Raw genomic sequence first — 20,237 nt, 5'->3', positions numbered from 1 at the left:
AGCTAGTTCATCTAGCGATCGAAGAGTAAGGCTGTCTGGTCACCAGGCAAGCTAGCTACATGGGGAAGGGGCCGACATGCCGTACGACGACGTCGAGGCCGCGGAGCGCAGGGACTCTCCCGACCTCAGCGAGGTGTCCTGGGCGCTGCGCGAGGTCAACCGGCTCAGCGGCGCGGTGGACGACGCGGTGACCCGCCGGCTGGGTGTCGGCCACAACGAGACGCTCGCGCTGGACATCCTGATGCAGTCGCCGGTGGGGATGGGTCCGGTGGAGCTGGGCAACCATCTCGGCATCCGCTCGGCGTCGGCGACCGCACTGGTCGACCGGCTGGAGGCGTCGGGTCACGTCCGGCGCGTGCGGCACCCCACGGACCGCCGTCGGCTGATCGTGGAGACCACCGACTCGGCGCGGCGCGACGTGCTCGCCGCCCTCGCCCCGCTGCTGGCCGACGTCGACGCGATCGCCGACGGGCTGTCCTCCGAGGAGGCCGCCGTCGTCATCGGCTACCTGCGCGCGGTCGCGGGGGCGATGCGCCGGTTCAGCGCACCCTGACGCGGGTGGCGCCCCCGGGTGCGCGCGGCGGGTGGGCTGGGCGAGACTTCCCCTGCGACGGCTCCCGACCGGGCCGACGACGGAGGAGGATCGATGAGGCTGGCCACGATCCGGACCGCCACGGGACACCGTGCGGTGCGGGTGGACGACACGACGGCCGTGGAGACCGGCGACGCCGACGTCCGCGCGTTGCTGGAGCGCCCCGACTGGGCCGCGCACGCCGCCGCGGCCGCCGGACCGACCCACGACGTGGCGGGGCTGGACTACGCCCCGCTCGTCCCGTCCCCGGAGAAGATCGTCTGCGTCGGCCTCAACTACCGCGACCACGTCCTGGAGATGGGCAACGAGATGCCCGAGTACCCGACGCTGTTCGGCAAGTACGCGCCCGCGCTGGTCGGCGCGCACGACGACATCGTGCTGCCCGAGGCCTCGGACAAGGTCGACTGGGAGGCCGAGCTGACGGTCGTCATCGGCACGCCGGTGCGCCACGCCGACCGCGCGCAGGCCGAGGCCGCCATCGCCGGCTACACCGTCCTCAACGACGTCAGCGTGCGCGACTTCCAGCGCCGCACCGGGCAGTTCCTGCAGGGCAAGACGTTCGAGCACTCCACGCCGCTCGGGCCGTGGCTGGTCACCCCCGACGAGCTGCCCGAGGGCGGCTGGGAGATCTCCACGACCCTCGACGGCGAGACGGTGCAGCACTCGTCGACCTCGGAGCTGGTCTTCGGCGCGGTCGACCTGGTCGTCTACCTCTCGGCGATCCTCACGCTGAACCCCGGCGACGTCATCGCCACCGGCACCCCCGGCGGCGTCGGTCACGCGCGCACGCCCCCGCGCTACCTGACCGACGGCGCCGAGCTCGTGACCTCGATCGCCGGCGTCGGGGAGCTGCGCAACACCTGCCGCAAGGAGAAGCGGTGACCCGCTCGCTCGACGAGACGCTGGCCTGGGCGGGCGACGGGGCGGCGCACCTGCGCGGCCTGATGGCGCGGATGGGCGACGACGCGTTCGCGGCGCCGTCGGGCCTGCCCGGCTGGAGCCGCGCGCACGTCCTGTCGCACGTGGCCCGCAACGCCGACGCCATGATCAACCTCCTGCGCTGGGCGCGCACCGGCGAGCCCACCCCGGCGTACGCGAGCGTGGAGGCCCGCGACGCCGACATCGAGGCCGGTGCCACGCGCCCCCCCGCGGCGATCCGCGACGACGTCGTCGACTCCTCCGACCGGCTCGCCGTCGCCGTGCGCGAGATGCCGGAGAAGGCCTGGTCGGCGCAGGTGCGCAACGTGCAGGGGACGGCGATCCCGGCCACCGACATCCCGTGGATCCGGGCACGGGAGATGTGGATCCACGCCGTCGACCTCGACGTCGGCGCCTCGCTGGCCGACCTGCCGGTGCCGATGCTCGTCGAGCTGATCGGCGACGTCGTCCGCGTCGTCGGGGCGCACCCGGACTGCCCGCCGCTGCGCCTGGTGGCCTCCGACGCCGAGCACTCCTGGGTCCTGGGCGACGGCAGCGGGCCCGAGCTGCGCGGCCCCGCCGCCTCGCTCGCGGCCTGGGCGCTGGGCCGGTCCCGGGGCAAGGACATGCGCACCTCCGAGGGCCACCGGCCCCCGGTCCTGCCGCGCTGGCTCTGACGCCGCGGGTCGCCGTCCCGCGTCCGTGAGGGGCCCGTGGCAGGCTGCGCGGGTGCCCGACCGTGCCACCCGTCCCGACTTCGCCGCCGTCCGCGCCGAGTTCGACCTCCCGGCGGAGTTCCCGCCCGAGGTGCTCGCCGAGGCCGCACGGGCCGCGGCGCGCCCCCCGTCACCCGGCCGGCTCGACGCGACCGACCTGCCGCTGGTCACCATCGACCCGCCCGGGTCCAAGGACCTCGACCAGGCCGTCGGCGTCTCCCGCGACGGCGACGGCTTCCGCGTGCACTACGCGATCGCCGACCTCGGCGCGGTGGTGGAGCCCGGCGGCGCCCTCGACACCGAGGTGCTGCGCCGCGGCCAGACCGTCTACCTGCCCGACGGGTCGGTGCCGCTGCACCCGACCGTCCTGTCCGAGGGCGCCGCGAGCCTGCTGCCCGACGGGCCGCGCGCCGCGGTGCTGTGGACCATCGGCCTCGACGCCGCCGGCGAGGTCACCTCGGTCGACGTGCGGCGCGCCGTCGTCCGCTCCGCGGCGCGGCTGGACTACGCAGGCGTGCAGGCCGACGTCGACGGCGGGGACGTCCACCCGGCGATCGCCGCGCTGCCCGAGCTGGGGCGGTTGCGCCGCGGGCTCGCCGTGGCGCGGGGGGCGATCGAGCTGGAGCTGCCCGAGCAGGAGGTCCTGCCCGACGGCGACGGCGGATGGACCGTCCGGGTGCGCAGGCGCCTGGACGTCGAGGCGTGGAACGCGGAGATCTCCCTGCTCACGGGCATGGCGGCCGGCGCGATGATGCTGCGCGGCGGGATCGGGCTGCTGCGGACGCTGCCCGCGCCGGAGCCGGGCGCGCTGGAGGAGTTCGCGCGCACGGCGGACGGCCTGGGCTTCGCCGTGGAGCCGACCGTGCACGCGGTCGCGGCCCTGCTGGCCGGGCTGCCGGACGGTGCCCCCGCGCTGGCCCTGCGCCGGGCGGCCACCACGTTGCTGCGCGGTGCCGGCTACACCGCGTTCGGCGACGGCGTCGCCCCGCCCGCGGACTCCGGCCACGGCGGGATCGGGGCGCCGTACGCGCACGTCACGGCGCCGCTGCGGCGCCTCGTCGACCGGTTCGGCGCCGAGGTCTGCCTCGCGCTCGCCGCGGGGGAGCAGCCGCCCTCCGGGCTGCGGGCGGTGCTGCCGACGCTGCCGGAGGTCATGGGCGCCTCGGACGCGACGGCCGCGGCGGTCGACCGCGCGTGCGTCGACCGCACCGAGGCCGCGCTGCTGGCCGGACGGGTCGGGCAGGACTTCGAGGTCGTCGTGCTGCGACCGGCCGAGGCGGACGGCCCGCCCGGCGAGGTGTACCTCGTCGACCCGCCGGTGCTGGCGCGCTGCGAGGGGCCGCTGGCCGCGGGCGGCACCGCGACCGTCCGGCTCGCGGAGGCCGACCCCGCCACCGGGCGCATCGTGTTCACGGCCGTGCGTGGTTGACCGGTCACTGAGGGTACCCTCACCGGCGGCGGACGACGGGTCCCGCCGGGATCCGGAGGTCCGCACGTGTTCCGCTACGGCATCGAGCACGAGGTGGCGCTGCTGCGCACCGACGGCCGCTTCGCCGACTTCACCGACGTGGGGTTCCAGGAGCTGCAGGACGTCGTCGACGCGCTGCCCGAGGACGCCGCCGACTACCCGGGCCTGCGGATCGGCGACCAGGGGATCAAGCGCAAGCGCTGGTACGTCGAGGGCTACGAACGCTTCGACGACGACGGCGCGCTGGTCCGCTGCGACCCCAAGGGCCTGGAGATCCGCACCCGCATCCACGACTCGGTCCGCGACGCCGTCGACGCGCTGAGGCTCGACCAGGAGGCGCTCGACGACGCGCTGTCGCACACCGACCTGCGCACCTGCGTCGTCGCGTTCAACCCGCTGCGCTCGGACTACGTGATCGAGCCCCCGCTCAATGCGTGGGAGGAGAAGCACCGGCAGGGCTCGCCCGAGGAGCGCACCGCGCACCTGCACATGCTCACCTACGGTCCCGATCTCAACCTGTCCTGCGACGCCCTGCCCGACCCCGTCGACGTGGGCCGCAAGCTCACCCACTACAGCCCGTGGCTGGTGCCGCTGTCGTTCTCCTCGCCGTTCCGCGACGGCGCGCCGTGGGGCGGGCTGTCCGCGCGCACCCACCTGCGCACCGGGGCGCGACCCGCGGTGCTGGTGTTCCTGGCCTCCGAGCGCGGGCACGTCCCGAGCGACCCGTCGCTGACGCAGGTGGCACGCCTGCCCGCGGAGGTGGGCCGGATCGAGTTCAAGGCCTTCGACGCCTGCCCCGACCCCGAGCTCTACGGCGAGCTGCTCAGCCTGCTCACCGGCCTCGCCCTGGACGACACCCTCCCCGGCCGCCGCACCACCCCCGACGCCGACGCGCACCGCCACGTCGCCCGCGCCGGGCTGGCCGACGACGAGGTGCACGCCGGCACCGGCGCGCTGCTCACCGCGGCCGCGAACGCGCTGGCGGGCCGGGCGGAGGACCTCGACCGGCTGGCGTCGCTGCGGGAGCGCTGGGAGCGCCACTGGTGCCCGGCGACCGACCTGCTGGCCCGGTACGACGCGGGCGAGCCGGTGGTCGGGCTGCGGCGCCCGTCCTGAGGTCCCGCCGCGCGGGGGCGGGGCGGGCCGCGCCGCGGTGAGGCAGGATCAGGTCCGTGACGCGCACCGGGACCTCGCTCGCACGGCTCGGGCTCACCGAGCCGTGGGCCGAGGCCACCCTCGTCGAGCTGGGGTGGTGGGCGGGCGACCGGCCGGTGGCCGGCGCCGAGCCGGTGATGTGGTCGCTGGCGCGCAGCCCCGACCCCGACCTCGCGCTGCGCTCGGCCGAGCGGCTGGTCGCCGCGCTCACCGACCGACCCGCCTTCGACGCCGCCCTGCGCGAGGACCCCGCGCTGCGCGGGCGCCTGTTCGGGGTCCTCGGCAGCTCCACGGCCCTGGGCGACCACCTCATCACCCACCCCGACCGCTGGCACCGGCTGCGCGGCGGCGCCGCACCCGACCCGGCCGGGTACCCGGCGGCCCTGCTCACCGCCGTCGGCGCCGATCCCGACGTGCCGCCGGCGGGCGCCGCGGAGGGCGGGCGGGCCACGCTGACCGGGGCCGCCGCGGTCGAGGCGCTGCGCACGGCCTACCGTGACGAGCTGCTGGTGCTCGCCTCCGCCGACCTCGCGGCCGTGGGCGAGCCCGACCTGGCGGTGCTGGAGGTCGACGAGGTCGCCGCGCACCTGTCCGACCTCGCGGCCGCCGCGCTGCAGGCGGCCATCGCCGTCGCCGCGGCCGAGGCGTTCCCCACCCGCGGGGACGCCGGCGAGGGGCGCCTGGCCGTCATCGCGATGGGCAAGTGCGGCGGGCGGGAGCTGAACTACGTCAGCGACGTCGACGTCGTGTTCGTCGCCGAACCCGCCGATGCGCGCGCGTCGAAGCTCGCGGCCCGGATGATGCGGGTCGCGGGGGAGGCCTGCTTCGAGGTCGACGCCAACCTGCGCCCGGAGGGCCGCAACGGCGAGCTCGTCCGCACCCTCGACGGGCACGTGTCCTACTACCGCCGCTGGGCCAAGACCTGGGAGTTCCAGGCGCTGCTCAAGGCCCGCCCGATCGCGGGCGACCCGGAGCTGGGCGCGGCCTACCTCGACGCCGTCGCCCCGATGGTGTGGAACGCCGCGGAGCGCGACGACTTCGTCGCCGACGTGCAGGCGATGCGCCGCCGCGTGGAGGACCACGTCAAGCCCGAGATCGCCGAGCGCGAGCTCAAGCTGGGCCGCGGCGGGCTGCGCGACGTCGAGTTCGCGGTGCAGCTGCTCCAGCTCGTGCACGGCCGCACCGACGAGGCCCTGCGCTCGCCCACCACGCTCGACGCGCTGGCGGCGCTGGCCGACGGCGGCTACGTCGCCCGCGAGGACGGCGCCAACCTCGCCGCCTCCTACCGCTTCCTGCGCCTGCTCGAGCACCGGCTGCAGCTGCAGAAGCTGCGCCGCACCCACCTACTGCCGGCCGAGGACGACACCGCCGGGCTGCGGTGGCTGGCCCGCGCCGCGCGGCTGCGCCCCGACGGGCGCCGCGACGTCGTCGGCGTGCTGCTCGCGGAGTGGACGCGCAACGCGCGCCGCGTGCGCAGGCTGCACGAGAAGCTGTTCTACCGCCCCCTGCTGACGGCGGTGTCGCGGCTGCCCGCCGACACCGCGCGGCTGTCCGAGCCCGCGGCGAAGGCGCGGCTCGCGGCGCTGGGCTGGGCGTCGCCGGAGGGTGCGCTGGGGCACCTGCGGGCGCTCACCGCCGGGGTGTCGCGCGCGGCGTCGATCCAGCAGACGCTGCTGCCGGTGCTGCTCGAGGAGCTCTCCGGCAGCCCCGACCCCGACCGCGGCCTGCTCGCCTACCGTCGCGTGTCCGAGGCGCTCGCCGCCACCCCGTGGTACCTGCGCCTGCTGCGCGACGAGGGGCTGGTCGTCACCCGGCTGATGAAGCTGCTGGGCACCTCCGCGCTGGTCCCGGACCTGCTGGTGCGGGCCCCGGAGGTGCTGCGGATGCTCGCCGCGCCCGCACCGGGCCAGGGCGACGAGCTGACCCGCGACCCGGCGGAGGTGGCCGCGTCGCTGCGCGCCACGGTGGCCCGGCAGAACGACCCCGACACCGCGGCCGCCACGGCCCGCTCCACCCGCCGCCACGAGATGCTCCGCGTCGCCTGCGCCGACCTGCTCGGGGTGCTCAACACCGAGCAGGTCTGCGCCGCGCTGTCGAGCGTGTGGGTCGCGGTGCTGGAGGCGACGCTGGCCTCGGTGCAGCGGGCGATGGGCGCGGCCCGGCCGCCCGCGCGGATCTCGGTCATCGGGATGGGGCGCCTGGGCGGCGCGGAGCTGGGGTACGGCAGCGACGCCGACGTGCTGTTCGTCTGCGAGCCGGTCGAGGGCGTCACCGACCAGGAGGCCGTCAAGTACGCCACGACCGTCGCCGAGACCGTCCGTCGCCGGCTCGGTGCGCCCAGCCCGGACCCGGCGCTGGTCGTCGACGCCGACCTGCGGCCCGAGGGCCGCTCGGGGCCGCTGGTGCGCACGCTGGCCTCCTACGCCGCCTACTACGCGCGCTGGTCGGAGCAGTGGGAGGCGCAGGCGCTGCTGCGCGCCCGCCCGATCGCCGGTGACGCCGGGCTGGGGCGCCGGTTCGTCGAGCTGGTCGACCCCATCCGGTACCCGGCCGACGGGCTGTCCGACGCCGCGGTCACCGAGATCCGGCGCATCAAGTCCCGCGTCGACGCCGAACGGCTCCCGCGCGGGGCCGACCGCAGCCTGCACACCAAGCTCGGGCTGGGCGGGCTCGCCGACGTCGAGTGGACGGTGCAGCTGCTGCAGCTCCAGCACGCGGGCGACCTGCCCGAGCTGCGGACCACCTCCACGCTGGAGGGGCTGCGCGAGGCGGGGGAGGCGGGCCTGCTCAGCGCCGAGGACGTCTCCGAGCTCACCGCGGGCTGGACGATGGCGACCCGCGCGCGCAACGCCGTGATGCTGGTTCGCGGCAAGCCCGGCGACCAGCTCCCGCGCTCGGGCCGCGAGCTCGCCGCCGTCGCCGCGGCGCTGGGGTACCCGCCGTCCGGGGACTCCGGGGTGTTCCTCGACGACTACCGCCGCGTCACCCGGCGCACGCGGGCGGTCGTCGAGCGGGTCTTCTACGGCTGGTGACGCCGTGCCGTCCGCGCAGACCCTGCTGACCTTCGTCCTCGCGGGGATCGTGCTCGTCGCGATCCCCGGCCCGAGCGTGCTGTTCATCGTCGGCCGGGCGCTGGCCCACGGCCGCCGGGCCGCGCTGACCAGCGTCGCGGGCAACACCACCGGTGCCGCGCTCGTCGTCGTGCTGGTGGCGCTGGGGTTCGGGGCGGTGGCGGCGCGGTCGGCCACGGTGTTCACCGTGCTCAAGCTGCTCGGCGCGGCCTACCTGGTGTACCTGGGCGTGCAGACCTTCCGGCACCGCGGCGACCTGGCCGCGGCACTGGGCGGGGCACCGGGCACGCTGGACCGCAGGCTCTACTGGCAGGGCGTGGTCGTGGGTGCCACCAACCCCAAGGTGCTGGTCTTCTTCGCCGCGGTGCTCCCGCAGTTCGTCGACGCCCGGGCGGGGGACCCCACCACGCAGATGCTCGTGCTCGGCCTGCTGTTCGCGGTGCTCGCCGCCGGGCTCGACGCGCTGTGGGGCCTCGCCGCCGGCACGGCCCGGAACTGGTTCGCCACCTCCCCGTCCCGGCTGCGCGTCCTCGGCGGGGCCGGGGGGATCACGATGGTGGCGATGGGCGTGGGCCTGGTGCTCACCGGTCGCCGGTCCTGACCCGCGAGTCCCCCGTTTCCCGCTCGCGAGTCCCCCGTTTCCCGTCCGCGAGTCCCCGGTTTCCCGTTCGCGAGTCCCCGTTCCCGGACCCGAACTCGGGGGCGGGAATCGGGGGACTCGCTGAGGTGGCGGGGTCAGGGGTGGGCGCGCAGGGCCGCGGCCAGCCACTCGTGGGCCGGGACCGTCGGCGGGAAGGGCTCCCAGCCGTTGAGGATCCCGAGCAGCGTCCAGTAGCGCTCGACGCGGCGGTCCGCGAAGGTGTCGATCACCGCAGCCAGCGCGGCCCGGTCGGAGCCGGGCGGCACGATCTCGTCGACGACGGCGCGCGCCTGCGGCGAGTCCGGGGCGATGCCGGCGGCCAGCGCGGCCCCGGCGTGCTCGGCGACCAGCGCGGGCGCGACGGCCTCCGGCCGGTCGGCGGCGGCGCCCGCGACCGTCATCTCGCGCACCCGGGCCAGGAACGCGGGGTCGCCGACCAGCTCGGCGAGCTCCACCCACGCCTCCACCTGCTCGGTGCTGGGGTCGTCGGGCAGCTCGGCGGGCAGGGTCCGCATCGCGTCGGCGATGCCGGCGCCGGGGGAGCCGGGGTCGGTGCCGGCGAACGCGGCGTCGACGAACTCGTCGATCATCCGGCGGCGCTGCGCGGCGGAGAGGCGGGCGAGGTCGTTCATCAGGGCGGCCTTCCGGGGTGAGGGGGTCCCGCGGGCGAGCAGCGTGCACACGGCGCGCTGGGTCCGCAGGACGCGGATGCGGTCGTCGATGGCGGCGACGTGCGCGGCGGCCACGTCCTCGACGCTGCGGCGGTGCTCCAGCACCAGCCGCACCTCGTCGAGGCCCATGCCCAGCTCGCGCAGCGTCCGGACCAGGTCGAGGCGGGCGACGGCGTGGGCGTCGTAGCGGCGGTAGCCGCCGCCGGACCGGTCGGTCTCGGGCAGCACGCCCTCGTCGGACCAGAACCGGATCGTGCGCACGGGCACGCCCGACCGGGCGGCGAGCTGCCCGATGGTCAGCTTCGTCATGCCGGTGAGCCTGGACCCTCCACCCGGTGGAGGGTCAAACCCGATTCGGCAGGATGGCCGCATGGAGCTGATCGACCAGGCCGGCGCGGTCCTCACGCGGCTGCTCGACGAGCGCCGGTCCGAGCTCCTCGCGCTGGTGCTGGCGGTGGTCGCGGTCTCGTGGTCGACGTCGTGGCGCTGGACGCGGACGGTCGTGACGATCGCGCACGAGGGCGGCCACGCGATCGTCGCGGTGCTGGCCGGGCGGGGGCTGACCGGCATCCGGCTGCACGCCGACACCTCCGGGCTCACCGTGTCCACCGGCGCGCCCGCCGGGCCCGGCCTGGTCCTCACGTTCCTGGGCGGCTACCCGGCGCCGGGGCTGCTCGGGCTGGGTGGGGCGGTCCTGGTGGCCGCCGACCGCGCCGAGTGGGCGCTGTGGATCGCGCTGGTGCTGCTCGCGGCCACGCTCGTGCACGTCCGCAACCTCTTCGGGGTGGTCTCCGTGGTGGCGACCGGGGCGCTGGTCGCGGGCGTCGCGTTCGGCGGCTCGCCGCGGCTGCAGGACGGGTTCGCCGCCGCGCTGGTCTGGTTCCTGCTGCTGGGGGGCCTGCGGGCGGTGCGGGAGCTGCAGCGCAGCCGCGGGCGCGGCCGCCGCGGCGCCTCCGACGCCGACATGCTCGCCCGGCTGACGGGCGTCGCGGGCGGAATGTGGGCCGGGCTGTTCTGGTTGATCTCCGGCGTGGCGGTGATCACCGCGGCGTGGGTACTACTGGGATGAGGGACGGCGTGAGCGACATGAACGACTGGAACGCGAAGATCATCGAGGAGTTCCGGGCCAACGAGGGCCGGGTCGGCGGCCCGTTCGAGGGCGCGGACATGATCCTGGTGCACCACGTCGGGGCCCGCAGCGGCACCGAGCGGGTGACGCCGCTGGTGCACTTCCCGCAGGGTGAGGGCCGCACGGTCATCGTCGCGTCGAAGGCGGGCGCGCCGACCAACCCCGACTGGTACCACAACGTCAAGGCCAACCCGCGGCTCGCGGTCGAGGTGGGCACCGAGACCTTCCCCGTCGACGCCACCGAGATCGTCGGTGACGAGCGCACGGAGGTCTGGGAGGCGATCAAGGCCAAGAACCCCGGTTTCGCCGAGTACGAGCGCAAGACCGACCGCACGATCCCCCTGATCCTGCTCGCGCGCCTAGACTCCGCCGCGTGACGATCACTCTCGACCAGGCCCGCACCATCGTCGACGCCGCGCTCGCGCACGGCACCGAGGCGGGTTTCAAGCCGCTGACGGTGGCGGTGCTCGACCCGGGCGGGGCGCTCGTGGCGCTCGGTCGCCAGGACGGCTCCGGGTTCCTGCGCCCCGACCTGGCCACGGCCAAGGCGTCCGGCGTGCTCGCCCTGGGCATGACCAACCGCGCGATCTCCGCCCGCGTCGCCGACGACTCCGACTTCTTCACCACCCTTGCGACCCTCACCGGTGGCAAGGTCGTGGCGGCGCCCGGAGGCGTGTTCGTGCACGACACGGACGGCGCCCTGCTCGGCGCCGTCGGGGTCACCGGCGACGCCTCGTCCAGCGACGAGGCGGCCGCGCTGGCCGGCATCGCGGCGGCCGGGCTCGTCGCCCGTACCGGCGCGGAGGACTGACCCGCCCGGCCGGTCCACGGGTCGACCGGCCCGCGCATTGCGTGTCCGGGCGCGGTCCGGTCCCGGTCGCACGTTCGGTCCGCGCGCACCGTCCGGCCCCGCGCGCACTGTCCGGCCCCGCGCGCATCGTCGAGGGAGCGCGTGGGGGTACGAAGGTGCGCGCGGGGCACGTCCAGGCCCCCCGCGCACGTCCGGTCCAGGTGCACGTCCGGTCCCGCTGCCCGTCCGGCCCCGCGCGCACCGCCCGCCCCCGCGCGCACCATCGAGCGTGCGCGCGGGCCGCGAGGGTGCGCGTGGGAGGTGGGGGAGCGGTCAGCGGCGGCGCCACGGCCACCAACGGCGCCGCGGCGGGTCCGCGGGGGCGTCGGCGGTGCCGGGTGGTTCGGGCGTCGCGGGGGCACGGCGTGCGGCCCACCCCGCCACGGCCTCGTCGACGTCGACCCGGTGGACCGGGACCCGGGGGCCGCTGGGGAAGCGCAGGTGCTCGACGACCCGGCGGTTCACCTCCCGCACGTGCGCGCGCACCTCGGCCTCGGTGCGCAGCGCGTCGAGCGTGGCGGGCAGCCGGTCGAGCTCCTTGCGCAGCTGCACCGACGGCGGCAGCAGCAGCTCCCGGGAGATGCCCTCGCGGTCGAGGTAGCCGCGCAGCCACCAGTCCTCCGAGGTGTCCTCGAGGTGCGGCAGCGGCTTGCCGCGGCCCGGAAGGTCGTCGAACGCGCCCCGCTCCGCGGCCTCGCGCACGGCCCGGTCGACGGCCGACTCGTACGGCTGCGGTGCTCCGTCCCCCGACGTCACCTCCTCGACGGTAGCGGCGCGGTCCCCGCCACGCACGGGGTGATCTTCCGACTGATCGGACTATTCCGGACTTCGGCCCGACGGGTCTAGCGTCGGGGACCATCCCGCACCGCCTCCGCCCGCCGCCTCGTCCGAGGGAGCCGCACACGTGACCGCGACAGCCGAGAAGTTCGTCGGACAGAGCATCCCCCGGCGCGAGGACGCCGCACTGATCACCGGTCAGGGCACGTTCACCGACGGGATCGCGATCCCCGGAGCGCTGCACCTCGCCGTGCTGCGCAGCCCGCTCGCGCACGCCCGGATCACCGGGGTCGACCTCACGGCCGCGCTGGCGCTCCCGGGTGTCGTGGCCGCGTTCTCCGGCGCCGACCTCGCCTCCGAGTTCGCCATCGGGCTGCCCTGCGGCTGGCCGGTCACCGAGGACATCAAGATCCCCGACCACCCGCCGCTGGCCGTCGACGAGGTCAACCACGTCGGCGACGGGGTGGCGGTCGTGCTGGCCACCGACGCGGCGACGGCGGAGGATGCGATCGGGCTGATCGAGGTCGAGTACGAGGCGCTGCCCGCCGTGTTCGACGTCGAGGCCGCGCTGGAGCCGGGTGCGCCGCTGGTCCACGAGGGACTGGGCACCAACCACTGCTACACCTGGCCGCTGGCCACCGGCGACGTCGACGCGGCGTTCGCGCAGGCCGACGTCGTCGTGGAGGGGCGGTACCTGCAGCAGCGGGTGCTGCCCTCGCCGATGGAGCCGCGCGCGGTGCTCGTCAACCCCGACCCGGTGGGCGGCGGCTTCACGATCTACTCCTCCACCCAGGTGCCGCACTTCCTGCGTGACATCGGCGCGATGGTCGTCGGCATCCCCGACTCCAAGCTGCGCGTGATCGCGCCCGACGTCGGCGGCGGGTTCGGCGCCAAGCTCAACGTCTACGCCGAGGAGGCGCTGGCCCTCGCGCTGGCCCGGCGGCTGAAGAAGCCGGTCAAGTGGACCGAGACCCGCTCGGACCACCACGTCGCCACCACCCACGGCCGCGGCCAGGTGCAGAAGATGGCGGTGGCCGCAACGAGCGAGGGCAAGATCCTCGGGATGAAGGTGGAGCTGCTCGCCGACATGGGCGCCTACCTGCAGCTGCTCACGCCGGGCATCGCGGTGTTCGGGGCGTTCACCTACTGCGGGCTCTACGACTTCGGGTCGTACTCCTTCGACTGCAAGGGCGTGTTCACCAACCTCACCCCCACCGACGCCTACCGCGGCGCCGGGCGCTCCGAGGCGGCCTACGCCCACGAGCGGATCATGGACGACCTGGCGCGCGAGCTGGGCATGGACGCCGCCGAGGTCCGGCTGATCAACCTGCACCCGAAGTTCCTGGACAACCGCACCGTCCCGTCCGGGGTCATGTACGACTCCGGCGACTACGAGCCGTGCATGCGCGAGGCGATGCGCCTGGTCGACTACGACGCCGTGCGCGCCGAGCAGAAGCAGCGCCGCGAGTCCGGCGACGTCGTCCAGCTCGGCATCGGCATCGGCAACTTCACCGAGAGCGGCGGGCTCTCGCCGTCGAAGGTGGCGGCCGGCGTGCGGCTGCAGAGCGGCGGCTGGGAGGCCGCGACGGTCCGGATGCTGGTCAGCGGCAAGGTCGAGGTCGTGACGGGCACGTCGCCGCACGGGCAGGGCCACGAGACGGCGTGGTCGCAGATCGCCGCCGACGCGCTGGGCGTGCACCCCGACGACGTCGAGGTGCTGCACTCCGACACCGCGGTCGCCCCCTTCGGGCGGGACACCTACGGCTCGCGCAGCCTGCCCGTCGGGGGCGTGTCGGTGCACCTGGCCGCGCACAAGGTCGTCGACAAGGCGCGGGCGATCGCCGCGCACCTGCTGGAGGCCTCCGAGGACGACCTGACCTTCGAGAACGGCCGGTTCTCCGTCGGCGGCACCGAGGCGGGCGTGACGATCCAGGAGGTGGCGATGGCCGCCTACCTGGCCGACAACCTGCCCGAGGGCATGGAACCGCTGCTCTCGGCGGACAACACGTTCGACCCGCCCAACTTCACCTGGCCCTTCGGCACCCACATCTGCATGATGGAGGTCGACACCGAGACCGGGTTCTCGACGATCCGCCGGTTCGTCGCCGTCGACGACTGCGGGCACGTCGTCAACCCCGAGATCGTGGCCGGGCAGCTGCACGGGGGCATCGCGCAGGGCATCGGGCAGGCCATGTTCGAGGAGGCCACGTTCGACGCCGAGGGCAACCCCACGACCGCCACGCTGGCCGACTACCAGTTCGCCGCCGCCTCCGACCTGCCGCACATCGAGCTCGGCGCTACGGTCACGCCGTCGCCGACGAACCCGATGGGCGTCAAGGGCATCGGGGAGTCGGGGGCGATCGGTTCGTCACCCGCGGTGGTCAACGCCGTGATCGACGCGGTGGCCCACCTCGGGGTGACGCACCTCGACATGCCGACGACGCCGCAGCGGGTGTGGCGCGCGATCCGGGAGGCCAGGGGATAGGGCGATGGTCGACATCAACTGCGACATGGGCGAGGCGTTCTCGATCTACCGCTGCGGCGACGACGAGGGCCTCATGCCGCTGATCACGCTGGCCAACGTGGCCTGCGGGTTCCACGCGTCGGACCCGACGGTGATGGCCTCCACGGTGAAGCTGGCCAAGGCCAACGGGGTGCGGGTGGGCGCGCACCCGTCGCTGCCCGACCGCGAGGGCTTCGGCCGCCGCGAGATGAAGATGGACCGCGACGAGCTGACCGCGGCCGTGCTCTACCAGGTGGGGGCGCTGGCGGCGTTCCTGCGCTCGGAGGGCATGGAGCTCAACCACGTCAAGGCGCACGGCTCGCTCTACGGCATGGCCGCGCGCGACGAGGAGGTGGCGGGCGCGATCGCCGACGCCGCCGACGTGTTCGGCGTGCCGCTGATGGGCATGGCCGGCACCGTGCACGAGCAGGTCTGGGGCTCCCGGGACGCCGGTTTCATCTCCGAGTACTACGCCGATCTCGACTACCGCCCCGACGGTTCGCTGATCATCACCCGGAAGCACGAGGCCTTCGACCCGCAGCGCTCCGCCGAGCGGGCGGTGCGGGCGGTCACCGACGGCGTCGCCACGGCCGTCGACGGCACGGAGATCCCGGTCCGCGCCGACTGCGTCTGCGTGCATTCCGACACCCCCAACGCGGTCGAGCTGGCCACGGCCGTCCGGTCCGCACTCGCCCCCCACATGTCCTAGGAGTCCTGCATGGCCCGCCACGAGGTCGTCTCGCCCATCCCCGGTGTCTTCTACCGCCGCCCCGACCCCGACAGCCCCCTGTTCACCGACGCCGGCCAGACCGTCGCCGCCGACGACACCGTCGGGCTGGTCGAGGTGATGAAGTCCTTCCACGAGGTGCCGGCCGGGGAGGCGGGCACGGTCGTGGAGTTCCTCGTCGAGAACGAGGACGAGGTCGACGCCGGGCAGGTCCTCGCGGTGATCGAGGCCGGATGAGGCGTCTGCTCGTCGCCAACCGCGGCGAGATCGCCGTCCGGATCGTCCGCGCCGCCCGCGACCTGGGCATCGAGACCGTGGCCGTGCACAGCGACGCCGACGTCGACGCGCCGCACGTGCGCCTCGCCGACCACGTCGTGCACATCGGGCCGTCGCAGGCGACGAAGAGCTACCTCGTCGTCGACACGCTGGTCGCGGCGGCGAAGGACGCCGGCGCCGACGCCGTGCACCCCGGCTACGGGTTCCTCTCCGAGCGGGCGTCGTTCGCGGCGGCCGTCGCCGACGCCGGGCTCACCTTCGTCGGCCCGGACGCCGCCACGATCGAACGGATGGGCGACAAGGTCGCCGCACGGGAGGTGGCGCGCGACGCCGGCGTCCCGACCGTGCCGGGTACGGCGGGCGGTGTCGAGGACGTCGACGCGGCCGTCGCGGCCGCGGACGAGGTCGGCTACCCGGTGATGCTCAAGGCCGCCGCGGGCGGTGGTGGGCGCGGGATCCGCGTCGTCGAGGACGAGGCGGCGCTCCGGAAGGGGTTCCCGCAGGCCTCGCGCGAGGCGTCCACCGCGTTCGGCGACGGCCGCATGTACCTGGAGCGGTTCGTCCGCCGGGCCCGGCACGTCGAGGTGCAGGTGCTGGGCGACGGGTCCGACGCCGTGCACCTGTTCGAGCGGGAGTGCTCGCTGCAGCGCCGCAGGCAGAAGGTCGTGGAGGAGGCCACCGCCCCCGGGATCGGCTCGCAGGTGCGCGAGGCGATGACCGCCGCCGCGGTGCGGCTGGCGCAGGAGTGCGGCTACCGCAGTGCGGGCACCGTCGAGTTCCTCGTCGACGACGAGACCGGCGAGTACTTCTTCATCGAGATGAACACCCGCATCCAGGTGGAGCACCCGACCACCGAGCTGGTCACGGGCGTCGACCTGGTGGCCGAGCAGCTGCGGATCGCCGCGGGGGAGCCGCTGCGGCTCGCGCAGGGCGACATCGCCGCGCGCGGGCACGCGATCGAGTTCCGGATCTGCGCCGAGGACCCGGACAAGGGCTTCATGCCGCAGCCCGGGAAGGTCGGGCGGGTGCACCTGCCGGCCGGGCCGTGGGTGCGCAGCGACACCTGGCTGGAGTCCGACTCGGCCGTGTCGCCGTACTACGACTCGCTGCTGGCCAAGGTGATCGTCTGGGGCGCCGACCGCGACGAGGCGATCCGCCGCTCGCGCCGCGCGCTGGCCGAGCTGGAGGTCGAAGGGGTGCCGACGACGACGTCGATGCACCGGGCACTGCTGGACGAGCCGTGGTTCGCCGCGGGGGAGTTCCACACCGGGACGCTGGAGGAGTGGCTATGACGGAAGCGCGCTACAGCTGGGGCGGTGACGAGTTCGTCTTCGTCGAGCTCGCCGAGGAGATGAGCCTGCAGGCCAACTTCCGGGCCATGGCGATCACGAACGCGCTGCGCGAGCAGCGCCCCGACGGGCTGGTCGACATCTGCCCGGCCAACGCGTCCTACCAGGTGCGCTACGACCCCGACGTGCTCGACCCGCACGCGCTGATGGCGCAGCTGAAGGACCTGGAGAAGCAGGTCGGCGACGCCACCGACGTCGCGCTGCCCACCCGCGTCCTGGAGATCCCGGTGCTCTACCGCGACCCGTGGACCACCGAGACCCTGATGCGGTTCCGCGACCGCCACCAGGACCCCGACGGCACCGACATCTCCTACGCCGCGCGGATCAACGGGTACGGCTCCGAGGACGAGTTCATCGCCGCGCACTCCGGGTCGCCGTGGTTCACCTCGATGGTCGGGTTCGTCGCGGGACTGCCGTTCAAGTACCAGATGGTGCCCCGCGACCGGCAGATCGTGGTGCCGAAGTACCTGCGCCCGCGCACCGACACCCCGAAGCAGACGGTCGGCTACGGCGGCTGCTTCTCCTGCATCTACTCCGTGCGCGGCGCGGGTGGCTACCAGATGTTCGGCATCACCCCCGCCCCGATCTACGACCCCACGCAGTCGCTGCCGGACTTCACCGACTTCATGGTGTTCTTCCGGCCCGGTGACATCGTGAAGTTCCGACCCGTCGACCGCGACGAGTACGACACCCTGCTCGCCTCGGTGGAGGCGAAGGAGTTCCGGATCCGGCAGGCGCCGGTGGAGTTCGCGCTGGCCCCGTTCCTCGACGACCCCGACGGCTACAACGCCCGCCTGCTGGAGGTGCTCGCATGACCATCGAGGTGCGCAAGCCCGGTCTCTCCACCACCGTCCAGGACGCCGGCCGCACCGGCTACTACGACCTGGGCATCCCGCCGTCGGGCGCGCTCGACCAGTACTCCCTACGCGCGGCCAACCTGCTCGTCGGCAACGCCGAGGGCGACGCGGTCCTGGAGTGCGTCTACATGGGACCCGAGCTGCTGTTCACCGAGGCCGCCGTCGTCGCGGTGACGGGCGCGGCCATGGTGCCGAAGGTCAACGGCGAGGAGCGCCCGCAGTGGGAGTCCTTCGCCGTCGACGCCGGTGACGTGCTGTCGTTCGCCTACCTCACCGGCGGCGCCCGCGCCTACGTCGCGGTGTCCGGCGGCGTCGACGTGCCGGTGGTGCTGGGCAGCCGCTCCACCTACGGTCTCGGCGCGCTGGGCGGGTTCTCCGGGCGCCCGCTCGCCGAGGGCGACGTCCTGCCGGTCGGCTCCGGCACGGGCACCGCGGGGCGCAGCGTGCCCGCCGACCTCCGCACGACCTACTCCAAGGACGTCGAGGTCCGGGTGATGATGGGCCTCTACGACCACCGCCTGTCCCGCGACGGCCGGGCCACGTTCCTCGACACCACCTGGAAGCTCACCCCCGTGGCCGACCGGATCGGGTTCCGCTACTCCGGCGCGACGCTGGAGACGGTGGACCGGGAGCCGCCGTTCGGGGCCGGGCAGGACCCGTCCAACATCGTCGACGCGCCCTACCCGATCGGCTCCATCCAGGTGCCGGGCAGCGTGGAGCCGATCGTGCTGCACCGCGACGCGGTCTCCGGCGGCGGCTACATGATGGTGGCCACGGTGCTGTCCGGTGACCTCGACGTGGTCGCCCAGTCCGCCCCCGGCACCCGCACCCGGTTCGTGGAGGTCGACCTCGACGGCGCGCTCGCGCTGCGGGCCGAGCGCCGGGCCCGTGACGAGCGGCTGCGGGAGGTGCTGGGCTGACGGACGGCCGCCGGGCGCGGGCGTCTCGCGCGCGTTCCCGGGTCTCGCGCGCCTCCGGGGCCGCGCGAAGCCCGAGATCGTGCGCGAAGCCCGGGAACGCGCGCGAAACCACTACCGGCCCAGCTCCTCCATGAGCTCCGCGTGGTGCCGCGCCGCCACCTCGGGGTGGGACCGGAACCAGCCCTTGAGGGCGTTGTCGCCGAACCGGGGGAGCAGGGCGTTGTGCTCGCTCTCCGTGACGCCCGGCGCCTCGGCCGCGAGCTCGGGGGGCAGGGGGACGGGCTCCAGCGTGGCGTCGAGCCGGGGTGACCAGAAGAACCCGACCGACTGCCGGGTGCCGCCCGGCGGGCAGGGCAGCACCCGGTGCACGGTGGCGGCGAGGTAGCCGTGGGTGGCGACCTCCAGCATCTCCCCGATGTTGACGACGAGCGCCCCGGGCAGGGGCGGCACGTCCACCCACTCGTGCGTCCGCGGCAGGCGCGCCTGCAGCCCGCCCGTCGTGTCCTGCAGCAGCAGGGTGAGGAAGCCCCAGTCGGCGTGCGGGCCGACCCCCTGCCGGTCACCGTGGGCCCCGACGTACCGGATGATCTTGCCGAACCAGTGCGGGCCGCCGCGGAACTGCGGGTCGAAGTGGTCCTCGGCGAGCCCGAGACAGGCGGCGATCGCGCGGGTCAGCTCGGTGCCGACGCGCCCGAGCAGGTCGGTCCACGCGAGCACCGCCGGCCGCAGCTCGGGCAGGGCCGCGGGCCACTGGTTCGGGCCCTCCAGCAACCGGAACGGCGCGTCCCACGATCCGGCGGGGCGCGGCGCCTGTTCGGGGGCGAAGTCGAGCTGCTCGCGGGCGTCCGGGTGCCCCGCGGTGATCTCGTGGCCGAGCCGGGTGTAGCCGCGGAAGTGCGGTGACCGTCGGTTGTCCAGGGCCAGCCGGTCGGCCGCGGGCAGCGCGAAGAACCGGTCGCACAGCGCCGTGAGGTCCTCGACCTGGCCCGGCGCCGAACCGTAGTCGGTGAGCTGGGCGAAGCCCACCTCGTGCAGGGCACCGCGGAGCCCGTCGAGGAAGGCGGGGTCGAAGCGGCCGTCGGCGCCACGCGCACCGGCGAGCGACAGGACGGGGATCGGGTCGGCCATCACGCCAGTCTGGCCGCCGGTGTAACGAACGGGCAACGGCGAGCGAATGGTCCTGCGGCAACCACTTGCGCGTCGCTGGGGAGCGGACGCGCCACCTGCGCGGCCCCGGGGTCCTCACCGACCCCGGGGCCGTCGCATGCGCCGGCCGGTCGGGAACGGGTAGAACGGACACGGCACGTGATCACGTGCCGCTGTCACGACGGAGGAGCCGGCGCACATGGGAGTCATCGGGACCATCATCGGGTGGGTCGTCTTCGGCCTGATCGCGGGCTTCATCGCGCGCGCGATCGTGCCGGGCAAGGACCACATCGGCATCCCGCGCACGATCGCCGTCGGCGTGGTCGGGTCGGTGCTGGGCGGGCTGATCTTCGGGCTGCTCACCGGTGGGTTCCGCGGTTTCCAGCCCGCCGGCTGGATCGGCTCGATCATCGGCGCGGTGATCGTGCTGGTGATCTACAACCGGGTCACCGGCCGCAAGCAGAACAGATAG

At 74.8% G+C, this 20,237-nt stretch carries 20 protein-coding genes; 17 read left to right on the top strand and 3 right to left on the bottom strand.

All coding sequences use genetic code 11. The annotated features are described in order from the left end of the window. The first annotated feature begins 76 nt into the window (after positions 1-76). From PHY01_RS10030 to PHY01_RS10000, 7 genes are all read left to right on the top strand, one after another. Positions 77-553, top strand: a complete 477-nt coding sequence (locus PHY01_RS10030) for a MarR family winged helix-turn-helix transcriptional regulator (protein WP_141278301.1) — start codon at positions 77-79, stop codon at positions 551-553. 93 nt (positions 554-646) lie between these two features. Next, positions 647-1,474 (top strand): fumarylacetoacetate hydrolase family protein, encoded by an 828-nt coding sequence (locus PHY01_RS10025; protein WP_141278300.1) that lies wholly within the window; start codon positions 647-649, stop codon positions 1,472-1,474. Continuing rightward, on the top strand, positions 1,471-2,187 hold the full coding sequence (locus PHY01_RS10020) for a maleylpyruvate isomerase family mycothiol-dependent enzyme (protein ID WP_141278299.1): 717 nt from the start codon (positions 1,471-1,473) through the stop codon (positions 2,185-2,187). The genes PHY01_RS10025 and PHY01_RS10020 overlap by 4 nt, the downstream gene beginning before the upstream one ends. A 52-nt stretch (positions 2,188-2,239) precedes the next feature. After that, positions 2,240-3,655, top strand: a complete 1,416-nt coding sequence (locus tag PHY01_RS10015; protein WP_141278298.1) for an RNB domain-containing ribonuclease — start codon at positions 2,240-2,242, stop codon at positions 3,653-3,655. A 66-nt stretch (positions 3,656-3,721) separates the two neighbouring features. Further along, positions 3,722-4,810: a glutamate-cysteine ligase family protein gene (locus tag PHY01_RS10010; protein WP_141278297.1), complete on the top strand. Its 1,089-nt coding sequence runs from the start codon at positions 3,722-3,724 to the stop codon at positions 4,808-4,810. A 47-nt stretch (positions 4,811-4,857) separates the two neighbouring features. After that, the gene (locus PHY01_RS10005; protein WP_141278296.1) at positions 4,858-7,881 is read left to right on the top strand and encodes a bifunctional [glutamine synthetase] adenylyltransferase/[glutamine synthetase]-adenylyl-L-tyrosine phosphorylase; all 3,024 of its coding nucleotides are present in this window, start codon (positions 4,858-4,860) and stop codon (positions 7,879-7,881) included. A gap of 4 nt (positions 7,882-7,885) precedes the next feature. Continuing rightward, complete coding sequence (locus PHY01_RS10000) at positions 7,886-8,521, top strand: LysE family translocator (protein ID WP_141278295.1); 636 nt, start codon at positions 7,886-7,888, stop codon at positions 8,519-8,521. A gap of 134 nt (positions 8,522-8,655) precedes the next feature. Here PHY01_RS10000 and PHY01_RS09995 read toward each other — a convergent pair whose 3' ends face one another. After that, positions 8,656-9,540 carry a helix-turn-helix domain-containing protein gene (locus PHY01_RS09995; RefSeq protein ID WP_141278294.1) on the bottom strand — a complete coding sequence of 295 codons (885 nt, stop codon included), beginning with the start codon at positions 9,538-9,540 and terminating at the stop codon, positions 8,656-8,658. Positions 9,541-9,601: 61 nt separating this feature from the next. On the opposite strand from PHY01_RS09995, the gene PHY01_RS09990 reads away from it, so the two are divergent. Genes PHY01_RS09990 through PHY01_RS09980 form a run of 3 tightly spaced genes read left to right on the top strand, consistent with a single transcriptional unit; the run spans position 9,602 to position 11,171 of the window. Continuing rightward, positions 9,602-10,300 (top strand): M50 family metallopeptidase, encoded by a 699-nt coding sequence (locus PHY01_RS09990; RefSeq protein ID WP_141278293.1) that lies wholly within the window; start codon positions 9,602-9,604, stop codon positions 10,298-10,300. A gap of 17 nt (positions 10,301-10,317) precedes the next feature. Further along, positions 10,318-10,737, top strand: coding sequence for a nitroreductase family deazaflavin-dependent oxidoreductase (locus tag PHY01_RS09985; protein WP_141278510.1), 420 nt, complete (start codon positions 10,318-10,320; stop codon positions 10,735-10,737). Next, entirely contained in the window at positions 10,734-11,171 is a 438-nt protein-coding gene (locus PHY01_RS09980; RefSeq protein ID WP_141278292.1) for a GlcG/HbpS family heme-binding protein, read from the top strand. The genes PHY01_RS09985 and PHY01_RS09980 overlap by 4 nt, the downstream gene beginning before the upstream one ends. Before the next feature lie 312 nt (positions 11,172-11,483). On the opposite strand, the gene PHY01_RS09975 is transcribed toward PHY01_RS09980, so the two are convergent. After that, the gene (locus PHY01_RS09975) at positions 11,484-11,966 is read right to left on the bottom strand and encodes a DnaJ family domain-containing protein (protein ID WP_141278291.1); all 483 of its coding nucleotides are present in this window, start codon (positions 11,964-11,966) and stop codon (positions 11,484-11,486) included. Positions 11,967-12,114: 148 nt separating this feature from the next. Between PHY01_RS09975 and PHY01_RS09970 the strand changes: the two genes are divergently transcribed. The 6 genes from PHY01_RS09970 to PHY01_RS09945 are packed head-to-tail and all read left to right on the top strand — an operon-like array spanning position 12,115 to position 18,619. Beyond that, a complete protein-coding gene (locus tag PHY01_RS09970) occupies positions 12,115-14,472 on the top strand; it encodes a xanthine dehydrogenase family protein molybdopterin-binding subunit (protein WP_141278290.1) in 2,358 nt (785 codons plus the stop codon). A gap of 4 nt (positions 14,473-14,476) precedes the next feature. After that, positions 14,477-15,199, top strand: a complete 723-nt coding sequence (locus PHY01_RS09965) for a LamB/YcsF family protein (protein WP_141278289.1) — start codon at positions 14,477-14,479, stop codon at positions 15,197-15,199. A gap of 9 nt (positions 15,200-15,208) precedes the next feature. After that, positions 15,209-15,454, top strand: coding sequence for an acetyl-CoA carboxylase (locus tag PHY01_RS09960; protein WP_141278288.1), 246 nt, complete (start codon positions 15,209-15,211; stop codon positions 15,452-15,454). Then, positions 15,451-16,785: an acetyl-CoA carboxylase biotin carboxylase subunit gene (locus tag PHY01_RS09955; protein ID WP_141278287.1), complete on the top strand. Its 1,335-nt coding sequence runs from the start codon at positions 15,451-15,453 to the stop codon at positions 16,783-16,785. Before PHY01_RS09960 ends, PHY01_RS09955 begins: the two co-directional genes overlap by 4 nt. Next, on the top strand, positions 16,782-17,657 hold the full coding sequence (locus tag PHY01_RS09950; RefSeq protein ID WP_141278286.1) for a 5-oxoprolinase subunit B family protein: 876 nt from the start codon (positions 16,782-16,784) through the stop codon (positions 17,655-17,657). Before PHY01_RS09955 ends, PHY01_RS09950 begins: the two co-directional genes overlap by 4 nt. Continuing rightward, positions 17,654-18,619 (top strand): 5-oxoprolinase subunit C family protein, encoded by a 966-nt coding sequence (locus tag PHY01_RS09945; protein WP_141278285.1) that lies wholly within the window; start codon positions 17,654-17,656, stop codon positions 18,617-18,619. The genes PHY01_RS09950 and PHY01_RS09945 overlap by 4 nt, the downstream gene beginning before the upstream one ends. Before the next feature lie 111 nt (positions 18,620-18,730). Here PHY01_RS09945 and PHY01_RS09940 read toward each other — a convergent pair whose 3' ends face one another. Beyond that, the gene (locus PHY01_RS09940; RefSeq protein WP_141278284.1) at positions 18,731-19,747 is read right to left on the bottom strand and encodes an isopenicillin N synthase family dioxygenase; all 1,017 of its coding nucleotides are present in this window, start codon (positions 19,745-19,747) and stop codon (positions 18,731-18,733) included. A gap of 217 nt (positions 19,748-19,964) precedes the next feature. On the opposite strand from PHY01_RS09940, the gene PHY01_RS09935 reads away from it, so the two are divergent. Beyond that, complete coding sequence (locus tag PHY01_RS09935) at positions 19,965-20,237, top strand: GlsB/YeaQ/YmgE family stress response membrane protein (RefSeq protein WP_141278283.1); 273 nt, start codon at positions 19,965-19,967, stop codon at positions 20,235-20,237.

Source organism: Pseudonocardia hydrocarbonoxydans (genome assembly GCF_006539565.1).
GTDB classification, from domain to species: domain Bacteria; phylum Actinomycetota; class Actinomycetes; order Mycobacteriales; family Pseudonocardiaceae; genus Pseudonocardia; species Pseudonocardia hydrocarbonoxydans.
This window is presented reverse-complemented; position numbering and strand designations above follow the sequence as displayed.